General features: G+C 69.1%; 18 protein-coding genes. 7 read left to right on the forward strand and 11 right to left on the reverse strand.

Features of this window, described 5'->3' with window-relative positions; genetic code table 11:
* Positions 1-86 precede the first annotated feature (86 nt).
* Positions 87-1,247 carry an alpha/beta hydrolase gene (locus ACFWQG_RS19865; RefSeq protein WP_378509370.1) on the forward strand — a complete coding sequence of 387 codons (1,161 nt, stop codon included), beginning with the start codon at positions 87-89 and terminating at the stop codon, positions 1,245-1,247.
* Here ACFWQG_RS19865 and ACFWQG_RS19870 read toward each other — a convergent pair.
* Positions 1,244-2,005 carry an IclR family transcriptional regulator gene (locus ACFWQG_RS19870; protein WP_378509371.1) on the reverse strand — a complete coding sequence of 254 codons (762 nt, stop codon included), beginning with the start codon at positions 2,003-2,005 and terminating at the stop codon, positions 1,244-1,246. The two genes, ACFWQG_RS19865 and ACFWQG_RS19870, sit on opposite strands and share 4 nt — an antisense overlap.
* A gap of 68 nt (positions 2,006-2,073) precedes the next feature.
* On the opposite strand from ACFWQG_RS19870, the gene ACFWQG_RS19875 reads away from it, so the two are divergent.
* Genes ACFWQG_RS19875 through dmpG form a run of 3 tightly spaced genes read left to right on the forward strand, consistent with a single transcriptional unit; the run spans position 2,074 to position 4,867 of the window.
* A complete protein-coding gene (locus tag ACFWQG_RS19875) occupies positions 2,074-2,898 on the forward strand; it encodes a 2-keto-4-pentenoate hydratase (protein ID WP_378509372.1) in 825 nt (274 codons plus the stop codon).
* Entirely contained in the window at positions 2,895-3,839 is a 945-nt protein-coding gene (locus ACFWQG_RS19880; RefSeq protein WP_378509373.1) for an acetaldehyde dehydrogenase (acetylating), read from the forward strand. Before ACFWQG_RS19875 ends, ACFWQG_RS19880 begins: the two co-directional genes overlap by 4 nt.
* Positions 3,836-4,867, forward strand: coding sequence for a 4-hydroxy-2-oxovalerate aldolase (gene dmpG / locus ACFWQG_RS19885; protein WP_378509374.1), 1,032 nt, complete (start codon positions 3,836-3,838; stop codon positions 4,865-4,867). The genes ACFWQG_RS19880 and dmpG overlap by 4 nt, the downstream gene beginning before the upstream one ends.
* Before the next feature lie 126 nt (positions 4,868-4,993).
* Here dmpG and ACFWQG_RS19890 read toward each other — a convergent pair whose 3' ends face one another.
* Positions 4,994-7,099 (reverse strand): ABC transporter permease, encoded by a 2,106-nt coding sequence (locus ACFWQG_RS19890; protein ID WP_378509375.1) that lies wholly within the window; start codon positions 7,097-7,099, stop codon positions 4,994-4,996.
* A 181-nt stretch (positions 7,100-7,280) separates the two neighbouring features.
* Between ACFWQG_RS19890 and ACFWQG_RS19895 the strand changes: the two genes are divergently transcribed.
* On the forward strand, positions 7,281-7,940 hold the full coding sequence (locus ACFWQG_RS19895; RefSeq protein WP_378509376.1) for a TetR/AcrR family transcriptional regulator: 660 nt from the start codon (positions 7,281-7,283) through the stop codon (positions 7,938-7,940).
* 6 nt (positions 7,941-7,946) lie between these two features.
* Here the strand turns inward: ACFWQG_RS19895 and ACFWQG_RS19900 are convergent, their stop codons facing one another.
* From ACFWQG_RS19900 to ACFWQG_RS19915, 4 genes are all read right to left on the reverse strand, one after another.
* A complete protein-coding gene (locus ACFWQG_RS19900; RefSeq protein WP_378509377.1) occupies positions 7,947-8,357 on the reverse strand; it encodes a VOC family protein in 411 nt (136 codons plus the stop codon).
* Between the two features lie 90 nt (positions 8,358-8,447).
* A complete protein-coding gene (locus ACFWQG_RS19905) occupies positions 8,448-9,134 on the reverse strand; it encodes a glyoxalase (RefSeq protein WP_378509378.1) in 687 nt (228 codons plus the stop codon).
* Between the two features lie 74 nt (positions 9,135-9,208).
* The gene (locus ACFWQG_RS19910; RefSeq protein WP_378509379.1) at positions 9,209-9,940 is read right to left on the reverse strand and encodes a flavodoxin family protein; all 732 of its coding nucleotides are present in this window, start codon (positions 9,938-9,940) and stop codon (positions 9,209-9,211) included.
* Positions 9,941-10,132: 192 nt separating this feature from the next.
* The gene (locus ACFWQG_RS19915; RefSeq protein WP_378509380.1) at positions 10,133-11,047 is read right to left on the reverse strand and encodes an AraC family transcriptional regulator; all 915 of its coding nucleotides are present in this window, start codon (positions 11,045-11,047) and stop codon (positions 10,133-10,135) included.
* 100 nt (positions 11,048-11,147) lie between these two features.
* Here ACFWQG_RS19915 and ACFWQG_RS19920 point away from each other — a divergent pair, with 100 nt between their 5' ends.
* Positions 11,148-12,212: a saccharopine dehydrogenase NADP-binding domain-containing protein gene (locus ACFWQG_RS19920; protein WP_378509381.1), complete on the forward strand. Its 1,065-nt coding sequence runs from the start codon at positions 11,148-11,150 to the stop codon at positions 12,210-12,212.
* A 45-nt stretch (positions 12,213-12,257) separates the two neighbouring features.
* On the opposite strand, the gene ACFWQG_RS19925 is transcribed toward ACFWQG_RS19920, so the two are convergent.
* The gene (locus tag ACFWQG_RS19925; RefSeq protein ID WP_378509382.1) at positions 12,258-12,878 is read right to left on the reverse strand and encodes a TetR/AcrR family transcriptional regulator; all 621 of its coding nucleotides are present in this window, start codon (positions 12,876-12,878) and stop codon (positions 12,258-12,260) included.
* Between the two features lie 96 nt (positions 12,879-12,974).
* On the opposite strand from ACFWQG_RS19925, the gene ACFWQG_RS19930 reads away from it, so the two are divergent.
* Complete coding sequence (locus ACFWQG_RS19930; RefSeq protein WP_378509383.1) at positions 12,975-13,451, forward strand: hypothetical protein; 477 nt, start codon at positions 12,975-12,977, stop codon at positions 13,449-13,451.
* 264 nt (positions 13,452-13,715) lie between these two features.
* Here the strand turns inward: ACFWQG_RS19930 and ACFWQG_RS19935 are convergent, their stop codons facing one another.
* The 4 genes from ACFWQG_RS19935 to ACFWQG_RS19950 all read right to left on the reverse strand — a co-directional run.
* Positions 13,716-14,639, reverse strand: a complete 924-nt coding sequence (locus ACFWQG_RS19935) for a VOC family protein (protein ID WP_378509384.1) — start codon at positions 14,637-14,639, stop codon at positions 13,716-13,718.
* A 27-nt stretch (positions 14,640-14,666) separates the two neighbouring features.
* On the reverse strand, positions 14,667-15,839 hold the full coding sequence (locus ACFWQG_RS19940; RefSeq protein ID WP_378509385.1) for a hydroxylase: 1,173 nt from the start codon (positions 15,837-15,839) through the stop codon (positions 14,667-14,669).
* 64 nt (positions 15,840-15,903) lie between these two features.
* On the reverse strand, positions 15,904-17,619 hold the full coding sequence (locus tag ACFWQG_RS19945; protein WP_378509386.1) for an FAD-binding protein: 1,716 nt from the start codon (positions 17,617-17,619) through the stop codon (positions 15,904-15,906).
* On the reverse strand, positions 17,619-18,430 hold an 812-nt coding region (locus ACFWQG_RS19950; RefSeq protein ID WP_378509387.1), incomplete at its 5' end, for an alpha/beta fold hydrolase. The genes ACFWQG_RS19945 and ACFWQG_RS19950, both read right to left, overlap by 1 nt.

Here is an 18,430-nt window from a genome sequence, read left to right on the forward strand (position 1 = left end):
TCGGGTCCTCACCCGTTCCGGTCGGGGACGCCGCACCGACGGTGTAGGTTCAGCGCGCCCACCAACAACCGAGTCCGGGAGCCGCCGTGCGTTCGACCCGTCCCGCACCGATCCACGCCGCGGCAACGCTCGACCGGCGTCCCCGCACGCTGCGGGCCTGCGCCTGCGCCGTCGCCGTTGCCGCGCTGCTCGCGGTCCCGGTCGCGCCCGCCGTCGCGGTGCCGGGCAGCAGCGACCTGCTCGGCGGCAGCGGAAGTGCCGCCGGCTCGGACGGCGGCAGCGTGACCGGCGGATCCACGATCCCTGGCCCGCTGCAGAACGAGCACCCCATCCTCCCCGAACTACGCGACGACATCACGGCGGCGGCGATCGTCGGCGAGGAGCGCATGACCGACCGGCTCGTCCGGTTCACCGTCGCCTCGCCCGCACTCCGCCGCGAGGTAGGGGTGGAAGTTCTTCTGCCGAAGGATAATTCGGTTCCGAGGCCGTCGCTCTACGCGCTTGAGGGGGTCGACGCGAACGAGGAGACGTCCGGCTGGGTCACGATGGGCGGCGTCCCGGCGTTCTTCGCGGACAAGAACGTCAACGTCGTGATGCCCAACGGCGGGGTGTCCGGCCTCTACACCGATTGGGATCGGATCGACCCCGCCGTCGGGCTGCACAAGTGGGAGACGTTCCTCACCGAGGAACTGCCGCCGCTGCTCGACGCCCGGCTGCGCACGAACGGGGTCAAGTCGCTGCTCGGCATCTCGATGGGTGCGCAGGGCGCGATGATGCTCGCGCACCGCCATCCCGGCATGTACCGCGGCATCGCGGCGATGAGCGGCTGCTACTCGACGATGGACGACGTCGGCAAGCTCAGCGTGCTGTGGACGATCTCGTCCCGCGGCGGCGACCCGGTCAACGCATGGGGCGAGGTCGGCGGCCCCGGATGGGCGGCCCATGACAGCGTTCGGGGCGCCGAGGCGCTGCGCGGCATGGACATTTTCCTGTCCGTGATGCCGGGATCACCGGGCCGGTACGAGACCCCCGACATTCCGGACTACCAGGACCGGGTGACGGTCGGCGCGACCATCGAGGCCTCGGCAAACGCCTGCACCCGCAGGCTCGACGCGCGACTCGACGACCTCGGGATTCCGGCGACCGTCCGGTATCAGCCGGACGGTGTCCATGCGTGGGTGTACTGGCGGGACCAGCTGCCGCAGGCGTGGCCGACGCTGGCCCGATCGTTCGGGATGACCGCCTAGCGCAACTGGTCCCGGCGGGCCATCGTGCTACCCAGCCCGGCGGCGGCGGCGCGGACGGCCGCGACCTGGGTCTCCGGACGGAACCGCCCCGTCGGTCCGGTGACGCTGATCGCGGCGACCGTCTCCCCACCGCGGCCGACGACCGGGGCAGCGACGCAGTTGATGCCGAGCGCGGACTCTTCGTGTTCGAACGCGACACCCGTCTCGACAATCCTATCCAGTTGGCGGCCAAGGATTCCCGGCGCAACGATGGTATGCGGGGTCCGCCGGACCAACGGCCCCGCCAGCACCTCACGCTGAAGCTCGGGGGCGGCGAAGGCCAACAGCGTCTTGCCGATCGCGGAGCAGTGCAGCGGGATGCGGCCGCCGGTGCGGGACGGGGACTTCGCCTGTCGATGGCCGCCGATCTTCGCGACGTACACCACGTCGTGCCCGTCGCGGACCCCGAGGTGCACGGTCTCGTGCGTCCGCTCGTACAGGTCCTGCAGGAACGGCATCGCCATCTCCAGCAGGCTGCGTTCGAGCGAGGCGAGCATGCCGAGTTCGAACAGGCCGCCGCTGAGCCGGTAGCCGCCGTCCACCCGGTCAAGGAGCCGGTTGGCGACCAGTTCACCCGCGAGGCGGTGCACCGTGGCCTTGTGCAGTCCGGTCCGGCGGACCAGCTCGGCGAGCGGCAGCACCTGATCGTCCGGGCGGTAGGCGCGCAGGATCGTCACCGCCTTGCCGAGCACGGTGTCGAGGTTCACGCCTCCGGTCATCAGCCGAGCGTATCGCTGAGTGAGACGCAGGCCTGGTCCGGGCGACGGAATCCCGTAACAGTTGGAGCATGAGCCAGCCCACCAACTCCATCGCAGCGAGCGAATCCGACATCGCCGCCGCAGCGGACCGCCTCGCGGCCGCCGCGGCGGACGGTGTGCCGTGCGCCCCGATCCGGGACCTGATCGGCGAGGCCAACCTCGAGGCGGCCTACGCGGTCCAGCAGCAGTTCAACGAGCGCCGGGTGCAGGCCGGTGCCCGGATCGTCGGCCGCAAGATCGGCCTGACCTCGAAGGCCGTGCAGGAGCAGCTCGGCGTCGGCCAGCCCGACCTCGGTGTGCTCTTCGACGACATGGACTTCGCCGACGGGTCCGACATCCCGATGTCGCGGCTGATCCAGCCGAAGATCGAGGGGGAGGTGGGCTTCGTTCTCGGCAAGGATCTGATCGACGGCCCGCTCGACGCCGCGCAGGTCCGCGACGCCGTCGACTACGCGGTCACCGCGCTGGAGATTTGTGACAGCCGGATCCAGGGCTGGGACATCCGGTTCAGCGACACCGTCGCCGACAACGCCTCGTCCGGCGTGTACGTCCTCGGCACCGAGCGGCGCACCCTCGACGAGGTCGAGCCGGTGAACGTCACCATGTCGATGTCCGTCAATGGCGTCGAGGTCTCCAGCGGCAACGGCGCGGCCTGCCTCGGCGATCCGATCGAGGCCGTCGTGTGGCTGGCACAGACCGCCCGCGAACTCGGTCAGCCGCTGCGTGCCGGACAGGTGATCCTGTCCGGCGCACTCGGCCCGATGGCGCCGGTGCAGGCCGGCGACACCGTCACCGTCACAGTGTCCGGACTCGGTTCCGTGACAACACGTTTCACGGAAGGAGTGAACGCATGAGCAAGGTCAAGGTCGCGATCATCGGATCGGGCAACATCGGCACCGATCTGATGATCAAGGTGCTGAACCACTCGGAGCACCTGGAGATGGGTGCGATGGTCGGCATCGACCCCGCCTCGGACGGTCTGGCCCGCGCCGCGGCGCTGGGCGTGCCGATCACCGCGGAGGGTGTTGAGGGTCTGGTGAACCTGCCGAACTTCGACGAGATCGAGATCGTCTTCGATGCCACCTCGGCCAAGGCGCACGTCACCAACGACGCCCGGCTGCGCCCGCTCGGCAAGCGGATGATCGATCTGACGCCCGCCGCGATTGGCCCGTACGTGATCCCCGCCGTCAACGGCGACGAGCACTTGGGCGCCGAGAACGTCAACATGGTCACCTGTGGCGGCCAGGCCACCATCCCGATGGTCGCCGCGGTCTCCCGCGTCGTTCCGGTGGCGTACGCCGAGATCGTCGCGTCGATCGCGTCGAAGTCGGCCGGTCCGGGCACCCGCGCGAACATCGACGAGTTCACCGAGACCACCTCGGCCGCGATCGTCTCCGTCGGCGGAGCCAAGCGCGGCAAGGCGATCATCATCCTCAACCCGGCCGAGCCGCCGCTGATGATGCGCGACACGGTCTTCTGCCTCGTGGACGCGCCGGACCCGGCCACCCACGACGAGATCCGCCAGTCCGTCGAGAAGATGGTCGGCGACGTCGCCGCCTACGTGCCCGGCTACCGCCTCAAGCAGCAGGTGCAGATCACCGAGATCCCGGCCGACCAGCCGGTCGAGACCCTGATCGTGGACGGCAACCGCCCGACGCACCAGGTGTCGATCTTCCTCGAGGTGGAGGGCGCGGGCCACTACCTGCCCGCCTACGCAGGCAACCTCGACATCATGACCTCGGCGGGACAGCAGATCGCGGAGCGGATCGCACAGCAGAAGGAAGCAGGCCGATGAGCACCAACCCCACCATCTTCGTCCAGGACGTCACCCTCCGTGACGGCATGCACGCGGTGCGCCACCGGATCTCGACGGACAACGTCAAGCGGATCGTCAAGGCGCTCGACGAGGCGGGCGTCGACGCGATCGAGGTCGCGCACGGCGACGGACTCGCCGGCGGTTCGGTGAACTACGGCCCGGGCTCGAACACCGACTGGGAGTGGATCGAGGCCGCGGCCGACGTTCTGCAGCACGCGCGGCTCACCACGCTGCTGCTGCCCGGTGTCGGCACCATCGAGGAGCTCAAGCACGCATACAAGCTGGGTGTGCGCTCGGTGCGCATCGCGACGCACTGCACCGAGGCCGACGTCTCCGCGCAGCACATCGAGACCGCCCGCGAGATCGGCATGGACGTCTCCGGCTTCCTGATGATGAGCCACATGGCACCCGCTGAGGAGCTCGCGAAGCAGGCCAAGCTGATGGAATCGTATGGCGCGCACTGCGTCTACGTCACCGACTCGGGTGGACGCCTGACCATGGGTGGGGTCCGGGACCGGGTCCGCGCCTACAAGGATGTGCTGAACGAGGGCACCGAGATCGGCATCCACGCCCACGAGAACCTCTCGCTGTCGGTCGCCAACTCCGTTGTGGCCGTGGAGGAGGGCGTCTACCGCGTTGACGCGTCACTCGCCGGACACGGTGCGGGCGCGGGCAACTGCCCGATCGAGCCCTTCATCGCGGTCGCGGACCTGTACGAGTGGAAGCACGGCTGCGACGTGTTCAAGCTGCAGGACGCGGCCGACGACATCGTCCGCCCGCTGCAGGACCGGCCGGTCCGGGTGGACCGCGAGACGCTGACCCTCGGCTACGCGGGCGTGTACTCGTCCTTCCTGCGGCATGCCGAGATCCAGTCGGAGCGCTACGGCGTCGACGTGCGCACCCTGCTGCTCGAGGCGGGCAAGCGCAAGCTGGTCGGTGGCCAGGAGGACATGCTCATCGACATCGCGCTGAACATCGTCGCCGAGCGCGAGGCGGCCGCCAAGTAGCGTCCCCCGCGCCACGCGCAGAACCCCTGTGCACACACCTCTTCGGGTGTGCACCGGGGTTTTCTGCGTCGAACGCCCCTGCGCGTGCCGCAGAAGCGGTGTGCACAGGGGCATTCGCGCCGTCCGTCAGACCAGCGCGGCGACCTTCTCCTCGGTCACCGGTTCGGCGGGCGGTGTGCCCTGCCTGCGGTCGGTGAACCATTCGATGCCGAGCACGCAGACGAGGGCGACGGCGGCCCAGACCAGGAACGTCACCAGGTGGCCACCGACGCCCCCACCGCCGAAGTAGAGGATCGAGCGGGCCGACTCGACCGCGGCGGGCATCGGCAGGATGTCGTGCAGCGTCCGGAAGATCTCGGGCGACAGGTAGATCGACATCCCGCCGCCCGAGGCGGGCACGCCGAGGAACATGACCACCAGGATCACGGGGAGCACGGCGAGCATGCCGATCAGCCGCGCGAAAACGGTGGTGAACAGCGAGATCGCGAACGTCGCGAGCGCACCGACACCGATGAGCTGCCCGGCGTGCCCGGACACCGCCCCGACGACCGGTCCCGCGATGAGCCACACGACCGCGGACATCGCAACCGCCCAGCCTGCCGCGATCGGCAGCAGCCTACGCAGGGTCAGCAGCTCCGGTGCCGCCGTCGACATCACGATGATCAGCATGAATCCGGACATCATCCAGCCGATCGCGAGGTACATGCTCACCGTGCCGACGGTGTCATCGGCGCTGAGCGGCGTCACGTCCGCGGTAGTCAGCGCCATGCCCTGCTGCTGCGCCACCTGCGTGAACACGGTGGTGACGACCTGCTGCTGACTCATGCCTGCGGCTCCCGCGGTGATCAGCGTCGCCGTCGGGCTGTCGACGCTCGGCAGCACGAACGCACCGACCACCGTTCGGTCGACGACCAGTTGCTCCGCCTCGTCGGGGGCGGCGATCCGGACGTCGAACATGCCCGCCATCGACCCGTCCAGGCCCGCGGCCATCCGCTCGGCCTCGACGGGGTCTGCGGCGGCGACCGCGACCGGTAGTTCCCGCGGCGACGGCTGGTACATCGCCGACGTCATGATCGACAGCATCATCACGACCATCGCGAGCGGGAACAGCACGATCGTGGCGTAGCGGACCCGCCGGGACTGCGGACGACCGCCGGTGAAGGACGCGATCGTCACCTCGGGCGGTGCCGTCTCGGGGTTCCTGCGCCGCCGCAGGACGTCGACGACCACCGTCAACGCGATGGCCGCCACGGCACCGACGGTGAGAACAACGAGGTGTCCGGTCAGGCCGGTTCCGCCGAAGTACAGCGCCGAACGCAGTGCCTCACCGATCGCGGGCGACGGCAGGAAGGTGTACAGCACCGAGAACATGCCGGGCATCGTGTGCACCGACATGCCCAAATTGGAGGCGGGGATGCCGAGCACCATCAGGAAGAGCATGCCGACGAGCACGGCGAGCGGCCCGAAGATCCGGGTGAGGAACAACTGCACCGCCGAGATGGCGAACACGCCGAGCCAGCAGATCCCGAGGACCGCGGCGGTGTGGCCCTGGACGGCCCCGAGGAGTGGGTCCGCGACCACCCAGACGACGGCGGCGACCAGTGCAGCCCAGCCCGCGAGCAGCGGGAAGATGCGGCGCTTGCGGAGCAGTTCCGGGGCCGCCGACAGGATCAGGCTCAGCGGCATGTAGCCGGCGAGCGCGAGGGCGGTGGTCATGAACATGACGGCGAGGCCCGCGCCGTCGTGCGCGGGCAGCGGTGCGAGGTCGTCCGTCTGGACGGTGGCGCCCTGCTCGGCCGCGAACGGCACCAGCAGGTTGGTGACGGTGGACGCCTGGGACGCGCCGGCCGCGCCCGCGGTGAGGACGGTGGCCTCGCCGGTGCCGGAGAACACGACGGCACCAACGACCTCGCGGTCGGTGACGAGTGCGCGTGCCTGATCGACGTCGTCGGCGACCCTAGCGGCGAGCGCGGACGGGTCGGTGGCGTCGAGCGCATCCGCGAGGCGGGCGGAGTCGGCGGGACTCGCGCCGACCACGGCGACCGGCAGGTCGTGTGGCGTCGGCGCATGCATCGCGCCGAGGTAGCCGCCAACCAGCATCGTCACCATCAGAAACGGGAAGATCAGCATGCCCACATAGCGGGCGATCCGCATCTTGCGTTCCCGCGCCGCCTCGGCCGCGGGATCCACCAGTTCCACCTCCTCGGACAGCGGCTGCACGTGTTCGGTCACGAATACTCCTCGTCTGCGTGGCTGGGAGCCCGGCGCCTACCGGACACCCCCCAAATTTACGCCACGTGTCTTAAATCGTGCCATATCGGCCCGCCATGACGTTGGTCTCACCGCGCGCGGGATCATGGACACGGTTCACCGACGACCACATCGGTCGGTGCCACCGACGAACGGGAGCGAGATGGCGCGCAAGAGCGAGCAGGCGCGGACCGCGCTGATGGACGCGGCCGAGGAACTGTTCGGCCGGTACGGCATCGACCAGATCTCCAGCAGGCGCATCGCCGAGCAGGCGGGGAACTCGAATCACTCCGCGGTCGCCTACCACTTCGGTGACCGGGACGGCCTGATCCGGGCACTGTTCGACCGGCAGGCGGCGAGCACCGGCGCACTACGCACCGCCATGCTCCACGACATCGGCACCGACGGCAGCCTCACTGACTACCTGCGATGCATGATCCTTCCTGCGACACAGGCATTTTCATTGCTCCCACCGCCATCGTGGCGGGCCCGGTTCATCAACCAGGCCCGCCACAACCCGACGGCGGCGGCGCTGTTCGCGCAGCGGGCGGCGAGCATCTCCGCCGAATCTGAGCGGATCCGGGCCCTCGCCATGACACACCTCGGCCACCTCGACCGTGAGGTGATGGTCGGGCGGGCCTGGATCCTGAGCCGGATGATCTTCGACGTGTGCGCCGAGTACGAGTCGGGCATTGCCGCGGGCAACCGCCCGGCCGACTGGGCGGCGCTTGGCAACTTCCTTACCGATGCCGCCGCGGGACTACTCGGCGCCCCGGTGTCGGAACCCAGTCCGTTCCACCCGGATTCGTCGACGCTGCTCTGAGGCCCACTACCCCCCGGAACCGTACGGCCGGGTGATGATCTCGAGAAAGTGTCCGGACGGGTCGAGGAAGTACGTTCCCCTCCCGCCATCATTCCGGTTGATTCCGTGCGCAGATTGGCGCGGGTCCGCCCAGTGCTCGAGACCGATCTCGCCGATGCGGCCGTAGATGGCGTCGAAGTCCTCCTCCGAGACCAGGAAGGCGTAGTGCTGCGCGGGCACGACGCCGTCCGGCGGTTCGGCGTAATCGAGCGTCACCCCGTTTTCGAGCCGCACGGCGAGGAAGTGGCCCGCGGGCACCGGGTCCGGGAGCCCGAGGAGCCAGGTGAGAAAGTAGGCCGAATGCTGCCGGTCCTTCGCAGCGACGATCGTGTGGTTGAGCGAGATGGTCAAGGAAACCCCTTGGTCCGACGCCTCCATGCCTGACGCAGTCCGCCACCGGCACGCGACGCTGCTCCACAACTACCGCCCCGGAGCCGCCTTGGCAAGCCCCGCAGGCGACCGCGAGCGCTACTGCGCTCGGAGCGCCCGGATCCGGCCGGCCAGCTCGTCGGCGGTGGCCGGGTCGTCCAGCGCGATCGCCACCTCGGCGCGGGCGGTGAGGGCGCCGAGCAGAGTCGCGTCGTCCGCCGCCTCACCGAACCTGCGCAGCGCCACGTCCAGCACCCGCGCCGCGGTCGCGTCGTCGTTCTTGAACTCCCGGAAGATCCGGGCGTTGTCGACCGCCCTGGCCAACCCGTCCAGTCCGCTCGATCCGCCGTACTCGACGTCCGGCTCGTCACGCTGAATGAAGATCAGACTATTGCCGGAGGGGTCGACGACGGTGAAGCGGCTCTGCCCCTCCCGAAATCGGGTGATCCGGGGCAGGCCACGGCCGGGAACCCGCCCGAGTGCCGTGCGCAGCGAGGAGCTGAACGCCCGGTGGTACGGGGCAACCGCGTCCACCAGCACCAGACAACCACCCGAGGTCTCCCTGGTGGGATCCAGACCCTCCGGCGCCGTTCCGAAGTGCACCTCGAATCCGCTGAACGACAGCGCAAGGTACAGGTACGGGCGGGTCATCTCGTAGGTGACCTCGAATCCGAGTGCCCGGTAGAACGCGAGCGTGTCGTCCACCGACAGGCAGGGCAGCAGCGGCACCGTTGCCTCGTTGGGGGTTACGGTGTCGGCGGCGGGCAGTTCCTGAGTTCGCGGCACGGCGACCCTTTCGTGGGGAATCGGGTGCTCGAAGCTAGCAGACGATGCCGGTCCACGAACCGCCGGTTCCAGCGTCAGCGATAGTCCGGGTTGGGGAAGGTCGGCGCACAGCCCGCGTCCCACAGCGACCGTTGATTGCCGTACGCGGGAATTCCCCCCGCCGCCTTGATCATTGCCGCAAGGTGCATCAGGTTGTAGGTCATGAACGTGGTGTTGCGGTTGGTGAAGTCGTTCTCCGGTCCGCCGGACGCCTCGTCCAGGTAGGACGGGCCGGGGCCCGCCTCCCCCACCCAGCCCGCGTCGGCCTGCGGCGGGATCACATACCCGAGGTGCTGCATGCTGTACAGCACGTTCATCGCGCAATGCTTGACGCCGTCCTCGTTGCCGGTGAACAGCGCCCCACCGACCCGGCCGTAGTAGGCATACTGCCCCTTGTCGTTCAGGATCGCCGAGCAGCCGTACAGCCGCTCGATCACCCGCTTCATCACGGAACTGTTGTCGCCCAACCAGATCGGGCCGGCCAGCACCAGGATGTCGGCGGCGAGGATCCGGTCGAACAGGCGCGGCCATTCGTCGCTCGGCCACCCGTGCTCGGTCATGTCCGGGTACACGCCGGTCGCGATGTCGTGGTCGACCGCGCGAATCTGGTCGACCGCAACCCCTGACTCCCGCATCAGCGACACGCTCCGATCAATCAGCCCCTGCGTGTGGCTGCGCTCCGGGGACCGCTTGAGGGTGCAGTTGACATACACCGCAAGCAGGCCGGTGAAGTCGGGACGCGACTCCGGGGACGCGGGACCGGACATCGGGCACCTCCGAGTAGGACGGCGGATCCGAGCTTCCACGATAGGCGGGTCCCCGGGCAGTCGCACGCCAAACCTGGCCCGGCCGCGACGCGACCCCGCCCCTGTCCCGTGGTTCTCGCGCGTCGGAGGCCTGCACAGCCAGATGGCCATTCCACGCGATTCACGGCGCCGGTGACGGCGGGGGTTGCGTGTTCAGACGGCGACGACGCTCTCGCCATCGTCGCCGCGCCGGTACTGACCGGGCGCAAGACCGTATTCACGTTTGAACGCCTTCGCGAAGGCGAACTCGCTCTGATAGCCGACTTTGCGGGCCACACCGGCCAGAGGCGTGTCGGTGTCACGGAGCAACCGGGCCGCGGTGAGCATGCGCCAGCGGGTGAGATAGGACAGCGGCGGTTCACCGACCGTGGCGGCGAATCTGCGGGTCAGCGTCGCCCGGCTCACCCCGGCGACGGCGCTGAGTTCAGGCACCGTCCAGGCTCGTTCGGGTGCATCGTGGATGGCGCGGAGCGCGGCAAGCACGCCCGGATCGGCGAATGCTCCGGCCCAGCCCGTCCGGGCGGGGGCCTGCTTCTCGAACCAGACGCGCAACGCGAACAGCAGCAGCGTCTCCAGCAGCGCCGGAACGGCGGCGTCGGTTCCAGCGCGCGGCCGCGCCAGCTCCATCGCCAAGACGTCGACGAGCCCACGCAACCCCGGATCAGCACCCGGCCGCACGGGGATGTGCACGAAATCGGGCAACTCGTCGAGCAGTCTATGGCTACGCTGCCGACCCAATGCGTAGGCGCCGCACATCAATTCGCTACGCACACCGGGGCCGCTGAGCTCGCGGGGTTCCCCGAGGTGGGCCTGCTCGGTCACCGCACTGTCGAGACTGTCCACGAGCACGTGGCCTGACCCGCGCGGCATCAGGATCACATCCCCGGCGCCCAGCGCGATCGGAGCACCGCTGGGTGGCACCAGCCAGCACGAACCCGCGAGGACCACGTGGAATCCGGTGCCCGGCACCACGGGATAGTCCCGCCCCCAGGGTGCGTGCCGAATGAACACGCCGCAGGTCGGAGCACCTGTGCGGATGGCGGTGATGGTGTCACTGAGCACGTCCACGGCGCCAATCTACTGATCGACCGACCGGTGAGTCATTCGGGCATCGGGGTGAGCCGATGAGCCATTCAATCCCCGAGCGCTCCCCCATAGCTTCGTACTCATGACGAACAGCACACAGCACCCGAATGGCCACCGCCCCACCATCGCGGTGTACGGAGCCACAGGCCATACCGGCGGATACGTCCTGCACGAACTCCGGCGTCGTAGCCTCACTCCGATTCTGGTGGGCCGCAACGCTACCCGTCTGCAAGTAGCGGCCGCCGCCGCCGGCCTACCCGACGCCGAGATCCGGCTCGCCAACCTGGATGACCCGGCCACTCTCACCACCGCGTTGACCGATGCCGACGTGGTCATCAGCACTCTGCCCGCCTACGTCGCCTTCGGCGAACCGGTGCTGGCCGCGGCCATCGCGGCCGGTGCGCACTACACCGACACCTCCGGTGAGCAACTGTTCCTGCGGAAGGTGTTCGACGAGTATGGTCCACGCGCCGAAGCCGCCAGCGTGACGATCCTCGGCGGCATCACCAACAGCAACCTGCCCGGTGACCTGCTCGGTCACCTGGCCGCGCGGGAGGTGGCAGCACCGGCCGAGGTCGTGATGAGCCTGGTCACCCGGGGTGAGGGCGGAGGATCGCGCGGCAGCGCGGAAACCGTTCTGGCCGGATTGGACTGGTTCCGCTCGGGCGGCTGGCACTTCGCGGACGGCGCACTGCGCACCGGCCCGATCGACCGGCACGCGCTGATGACCTTCCCCGGCGACGCGGACCCGACCGTGGTCGCCAAATTCCAGCAACCCCCGGTTCTCACCATTCCCCGGCACACCGACGTGTCCTTCGTGGCGGGCGTCGTCGAGGCCGACATGCTCGCCCAGCTCGCCGGCTTCACCCCGGAACTGCTGGATGCACTGCCCGAGCCGAGCACCGACCTCCGCTACGAGCTGGTACTCGACGCCATCGGAGCAGACGGCACCGCGGTACGCGGCGTGCTCACCGGCCCGGACGCCTACCGCGACACCGCGATCATGGCAGTGGAGGCGGCCACCCGCCTCGCGACCGACGACCTCAAGCCCGGCGCACTGGCCCCCGCCGAAGCCTTCGACCCCACCGAGTTCCTCAATTCCCTGGCCGGTCACGACATCACGTGGCAGATCACCCCGGTCCGGTAAACGAGGGCGTATTGCCGACCCCCATTCGTCCTGGGTCGCACCTGTTCACGCCGACAGTCCGAGTGCGTCGGGAATGACCGCAAATGCCTGGTGCAGGCGTTCGATGAGCTCGGCCCGGCCCCCGCTCGCATCGACGGCGACCCAGCCGCGCCCGGCAGTACTCCATGCGGTGGTGGTCAGCTCGGCGAGAACACGGGGGCGCAGGTCTCCGTCAGGGAGGGCAAGCTTTCGCGCTATCTGGTGGGCAACTTGAGTTTCCACCCCTGATCGCGCGTAGTCGACGTGGCCGAGCAGGCTGGGGGCGGTGAGCACCAGCTTGCGGGTGGCGACGTAGCGGACATCCCAGTCATCCGCGAGCTCGGCGACCGCGCCGGTGAGGATGTCGCGGAGCGCGGCGAGGACCGGGCCGCCGAGGTCGGTGGCGTCCAGGGCGTCGAGATAGCTGGCCCACAGCTCGGTTTCGGCCTCGACGGCAACGGCCTCCTTGGTGGGGAAGGCCCGGAAGAAGGTGCTCCGCGACACCTCGGCCGCATCGACCAGTTCCTCCACGGTGGTCGCGGCGAAACCCTTCTCCGTGAACAGCCGGAGCGCGGCGTCGGCGAGAGCGCGGCGGGTGCGGAGCCGTTTGCGTTCACGCAGCGGCAGCGCGCGGTCGTCGATGGGCATGCCGGGATCCTAGCCCGATACGAACCTCAGGCACGAAAGTAACTCAGTCGAAATTGACACTTGAACATTTATGAGACTCAGTGTCAGAATCGTCCCATGTCCAGCATCGCCTCGAACAAGGAGCGCGCAATGAACACCACCGCACCGGCCACCCTGAACCCGTCGATCATCGGCCAGGCCGAGAAGCACCACACCGCGGTGCTGACCCGTGCACTGGCCGGTACCACGCTGGACGAGAAGCAGTGGATCGTGCTCAACCAGGCCCTGGCCGTGGGCACACCGGTCGATCCGGCCGCCCACGTCACCCGCGTCACCGCCATGACCCAGTGGAATCCCGCCGACACCGGGATCGCCCTGACCACGCTGCTCGAAAGCGGCCTGCTGCGGGCGACTTCGGGTGATCTGGTCGAGCCCACCGAGGACGGTGTGGCGCTCGCGGGCAAGGTCCGCGGCGAATCGAGCGCAATCGTGGCCGCCGCCTACGGCGCGGTCGCCCCCGAGGATCTGGCCACCGCCGCCCGGGTGCTGACCACCATCACCGCCCGCATGGCCGAGGAACTGGCCTGCGCCTGAACCGGGTGGCCGATTCCGGCCCCTCCCCCACACCACGCGCAAAACCCCTGTGCACATACCTTTTCGGGTGTGCGCAGGGGTTTTCTGCGTCGAACGCCCCTGCGCGTGCTGCAGAAGCGGTGTGCACAGCACCTCGGTCGCACCGCCCGGCTACCGCTCCGGACCGTGTCCTGCGACCCGCCCGTCCACCCGTGAAACGCCGAACGCGGCGGTCGCCTCGTGAGCGACCGCCGCGTTCGGCGTTGGTGAATCCTGCCCGTCGGGTCAGGCCTTCGGCGGGGCGAACGCCGCGAGCGGCTCCGACCCGGACCAGTCGTGACCCCAGTAGCTGTCCGCGGTGATCTCCTCCGCGGTGAAGTGGCTCTCGTCCACCAGCATGCCCTCGGTACCGAACTCGAGGTCCCAGCCGCCGGGCGCCCGCACGTAGAACGAGATCATCTTGTCGTTCGTGTGCCGACCCAGCGTCGAGGACAGCGAGAAGCCGTTCTTGGTGACCCGGTCCAGCGCCTGACCGACGGCGTCGAGGGTGTCGACCTCCATCATCAGGTGCACCATGCCGGGCGCCTCGGACGGCGGCGCCGGGCAGATCGCCAGGCTGTGGTGCCGCTGGTTGATGCCGAGGAACCGGACCCGACGCGGCGGGCCGGGCGCGTCGAGCCCGCCGAGCCGGATCGCGCCGCGCGGCAGGAAGTCGAGGACCTGCGTGTAGAAGTCGTAGGTCTCCTGGTACTGCGTCGTCGGCAGCACGACGTGGCCGAGGCCCGCCGCCTCGGTGACGAACCGGCCACCGTGCGGGGTGACGAGCGGGCTGTGGTCGAGAACCGGCCCGAAGAACACCTCGAGCACCGTGCCGGACGGGTCGGCAAACGTGATCGCCCGCTCGACGCGCCGGTAGTCGGCCTCCTCCTGGGTCAGCTCGCGGACCTCGACGCCCGCCTTCTCGACCCGCTCGCGCACGGCCTGGAGCCCGAACTCGTCGCGCACCTCCCAACCGACCGCGAGGACCTTGTCCACGTCACCGGGCAGGACCTGCAGTCGCGAGGTCCGCTCGTCGACGCGCAGGTACAGCGCGTCCTCGTCGGGGCCGGTGCCGACGGCCATGCCGAGGCCGTCGACGACCAGTTCACGCCAGCGGGGCAGGTCCTGGGACTGGACCCGCAGGTATCCGAGAGATCGGATGTCAGCCATGAATGTTCACCAATCCTTGTCGACAGATCAGATCATCGAGCGGTGGATGCCCTGCGGCTCGCCGCCGAGCTGGGTCAGCGCCGATGCGTGGTTGATCGAGCCGGGCACGTGAATCGCGTGCGACAGGCCGACGTGCGCGTCACGCCAGAAACGCTGCAGCGGCAGCGTCACCTTCATCGCGCCGCCACCGGCGCGGGCGAAGACCTCGTCGAGGGCGCTGACGGCGCGCCACGCGGCGTTGGTCTGGGTGCGGCGACCGATCGCACGCTCCTCGAAGGTGATCTTCTCGCCCTTCTCGGTCTTGTCCCAGAACCGGTCGACGGTCTCGAGGATCGCGACCCGGGACGCGTTGATCTCGTCCGCGGCCTGCCCGATCGCGTACATGACGTACGGATCGTCCTTGATCGGGACACCGGTGACCGCGACCCGCTCCTTCTGCATGGCGATGTACAGCCCGAGGCCGCCCTCGGCCATGCCGATCAGCGACGAGGAGATGCCGAGCGGGAAGATGCACGAGAACGGGAACTTGTACAGCGTCTCGTCGCGGCCAGCGTGCGCGGCACCGTTGCCCTGCAGGACGATGTCGGCGTCGATCGTGCGGTAGGCGGGCAGGAACGCGTCCTTGACGACGAAGTCCTTCGAGCCGGTGCCGCGCAGGCCGACGACGTTCCAGCTGTCGTGGTCGACGGTGTAGTCCGACTTCGGCACCAGCACGTGCAGGTTCTTGCCGGTGCGCTTGCCGTCCTTGTCGCCGAGCGCGGCGCCGATCATGACCCACTCGCAGTGGTCGTTGCCGGTCGAGAAGGACCAGCGGCCGTTGAGGATGTAGCCGCCGTCGACGGGGACCGCGACACCCATGGGCGCGTACGGCGACGCGATCCAGGTGTTGACGTCCTCGCCCCACACCTCCTGCTGGGCCTTGGGGTCGAAGAACGCCATCTCCCACGGGTGCACGCCGACGATGCCGGAGACCCAGCCGGTGGAGCCGTCGACGGCGCCGATGCCCATCGCGGTCTCGGCGAACTCACGCGGGTGCGCCTCGAGGCCGCCGAACTCCTTCGGCTGCAGCATCCGGATGACGCCCGCGTCACGCAGCCGCTTGGCGTTGCCGTCCGACAGGCGCATGAGCTTCTCGCCCTCGATGCCGCCCTCGCGGATCTCGTCCGCGTGCTGCATGATCCGGTCCAGGACCTCTCCCATGACTTCCCTCAACTTTCGCTGATCCGGCGGCGAGGCCGCCTCTTGGTTGTGAACGTCCCAGCCGTCAGGCGGACGTGGCTTCGGTGCTCTCGGTCAGTGGGAGCGTATTCGCGGCGGCGTACTTCGCGGCGAGATACCCGAAGACCATCGACGGTCCGATGGTGGCGCCTGCGCCCGCGTACTCGTTGCCCATCACCGAGGCGGTGGTGTTGCCGGTCGCGTACAGGCCCGTGATCGCGGTGCCGTCGGCGCGCAGCACCCGGCTGTTCTCGTCGGTGACGAGTCCACCCTTGGTGCCGAGGTCGCCCGCCTCGCACTTGATCGCGTAGAACGGACCCTTCACGATCTCGTCCATGTTCGGGTTCTTCATGGTCGGGTCGCCGTAGTACCGGTCGTAGGCGCTGTCGCCGCGGCCGAAGTCCTCGTCCTTGCCGGACCTGGCGAAGCCGTTGAACCGGTCGATCGTGGCGAGCAGCTTGTCGGCGGGGACGCCGATCTGCTCGGCGAGCTCACGCAGGGTGTCGGCCTTGTGGACGACACCCGAATCGTAGAACCCCTGTGGGAAGGGCATGTTCGGCAGCACCTGCGCGAACGGGTACCGGTTCTTCGCCTTGGTGTCCATGACGAACCAGGCAGGGACGTGTCCGCCCTCAAGCTGGTCGTGCACGAAGTTCACGTACGGCGACGACTCGTTGGTGAACCGCTCGCCCTCGCCGTTGACAATCACCGACGGCGGGATGCACCGCTCCGAGACCAGCGGGATCACCGCGCCCATCGGGTGGAACACCGACGGCATCCACCACGCGTCGTCCATGAGGTCCACCGCGGCACCGACGTCCTGGCCGACCCGGATGCCGTCGCCGGTGTTCTCCTTGGCGCCCGCGCTGATGTTCGCCCGGCCGTGCTCGGGCAGGTACCGGTCGCGCATCTGCTGGTTGTGGTCGAAGCCGCCGGTGGCGAGCAGCACGCCGCGGGTGGCACGGATCCGGACGGTCGTGCCCTCACGCTCGGCGACGGCACCGATCACGGCGCCGTTGGCGTCGGTGATCAGTTCGGTCATCGAGGTGCGCAGCCACAGCGGGACGCCGTAGTCCTTGAGCACCATGCGCATCCGGGCCGCCAGGGCCCGGCCGCCGGTGGACATGTGCCGACGGCGCACCGTGTTCGACGCGACCCGCCAGGCCGCGACGAGGGACGCGCGGCGGCCGGCCCAGGTCCGCTTGACCATCGCCAGGTCGTGGTAGTCCTTCGAGGTGACCCACAGGCCGAGGGGGCCCTTCATGCTGTTCGGACGCTGGTACTGCTCGTCCTCCTTCAGCTTGCGGGTGTCGAACGGCGTGCACTCGATGGTGCGGCCGAGCGGGCTGCCGCCGCGCTCCTCCGGGTGGTAGTCGGAGTAGCCCTTCACCCAGTAGAGCTGCATGTTCTTGTTGCGGTCGAGCAGTTCCATCAGCTTCGGGCCGTTGTCGACGTAGGCGTCGATCCGGGCGTCGCTGACCCCGGTGCCCGCGGTGAGGGTGCGCAGGTAGTGCTTGATCTCGTTCGGGTCGTCGACCATGCCCTTGCGGGTCAGCGTCGGGGCGTTGGGGATCCAGATGCCGCCGCCGGAGATCGCGGTGGAGCCGCCGAACTTCTTGCCCTTCTCGATGATCAGGGCGTTCAGGCCCAGCTCGGCCGCGGTGACGCCCGCGGACATGCCGCCGCCGCCGCTGCCGACGATCAGGAAGTCGACGGTGGTGTCCCACTGCTCTGCAGTCATGTGCTCGCTCTGTTCAGTCATCAGTTCGCGTCCTCGCGGAGCAGGAAGGCCAGGACCGCGGACGTCCATGCCGCCTTCGCTTCGATCATCGTCCAGTGTCCGCAGTTCGGGAACACGTGCAGTTCCGCGTTCGGGATGTCGCGCATCGGCAGCATCGCCATGTCCACCGGGCTGACCCGGTCGTCGCGGCCCCAGGTGAGCAGGGTCGGCGCCTGCACCTTGTGCAGCTGCGCCCAGTACGGGGTGGCGCCGGACGCCTTCGCGGCGGCCGCGTTGGCGGCGAACGCCTTGCTGCTGTACATCCGCGCGGCGATCTCGAGGGTGGTCGGCTCGGTGGCGAGCTGCCAGCGCTCCTCGATCAGTTCGTCGGTGACCACGGCCGGGTCGTAGACCATCGACTGCAGCCAGCGGACGAGGCGGTCCCTGGTCGGGTCGTCGGTGAACTCCATCAGCAGCTTGATGCCCTCACCGGGGCCGGGGGCGAAGACGTTCTTGCCGACGCCGCCGATGGTGACGAGCTTGCGGACCCGGTGCGGGGCGTTGATCGCCAGGTTGGTGCCGACGATGCCGCCCATCGAGTTGCCGATCACGTGCACCGGCTCGTCGATGCCGAGCGCGTCGAGGAACTTCCCGACGGAGGCGCCGGCCATCATCATCGGGTGCCCGTCGCCGGGGTCGCTGACGCCGAAGCCGGGGAACTCGAGGACCAGGCACCGGAAGTGCTCGGCGAAGTCGCCGAGCACGACACAGTAGTTGCGCCCCCCAATGACGCCAGGGCCGGAGCCGTGCAGCAGCAGCAACGGCGGGCCATCGCCTTCCTCCTGGTATCGGA

Source organism: Rhodococcus sp. NPDC058532 (assembly GCF_042719255.1).
Lineage (GTDB): Bacteria > Actinomycetota > Actinomycetes > Mycobacteriales > Mycobacteriaceae > Rhodococcus_G.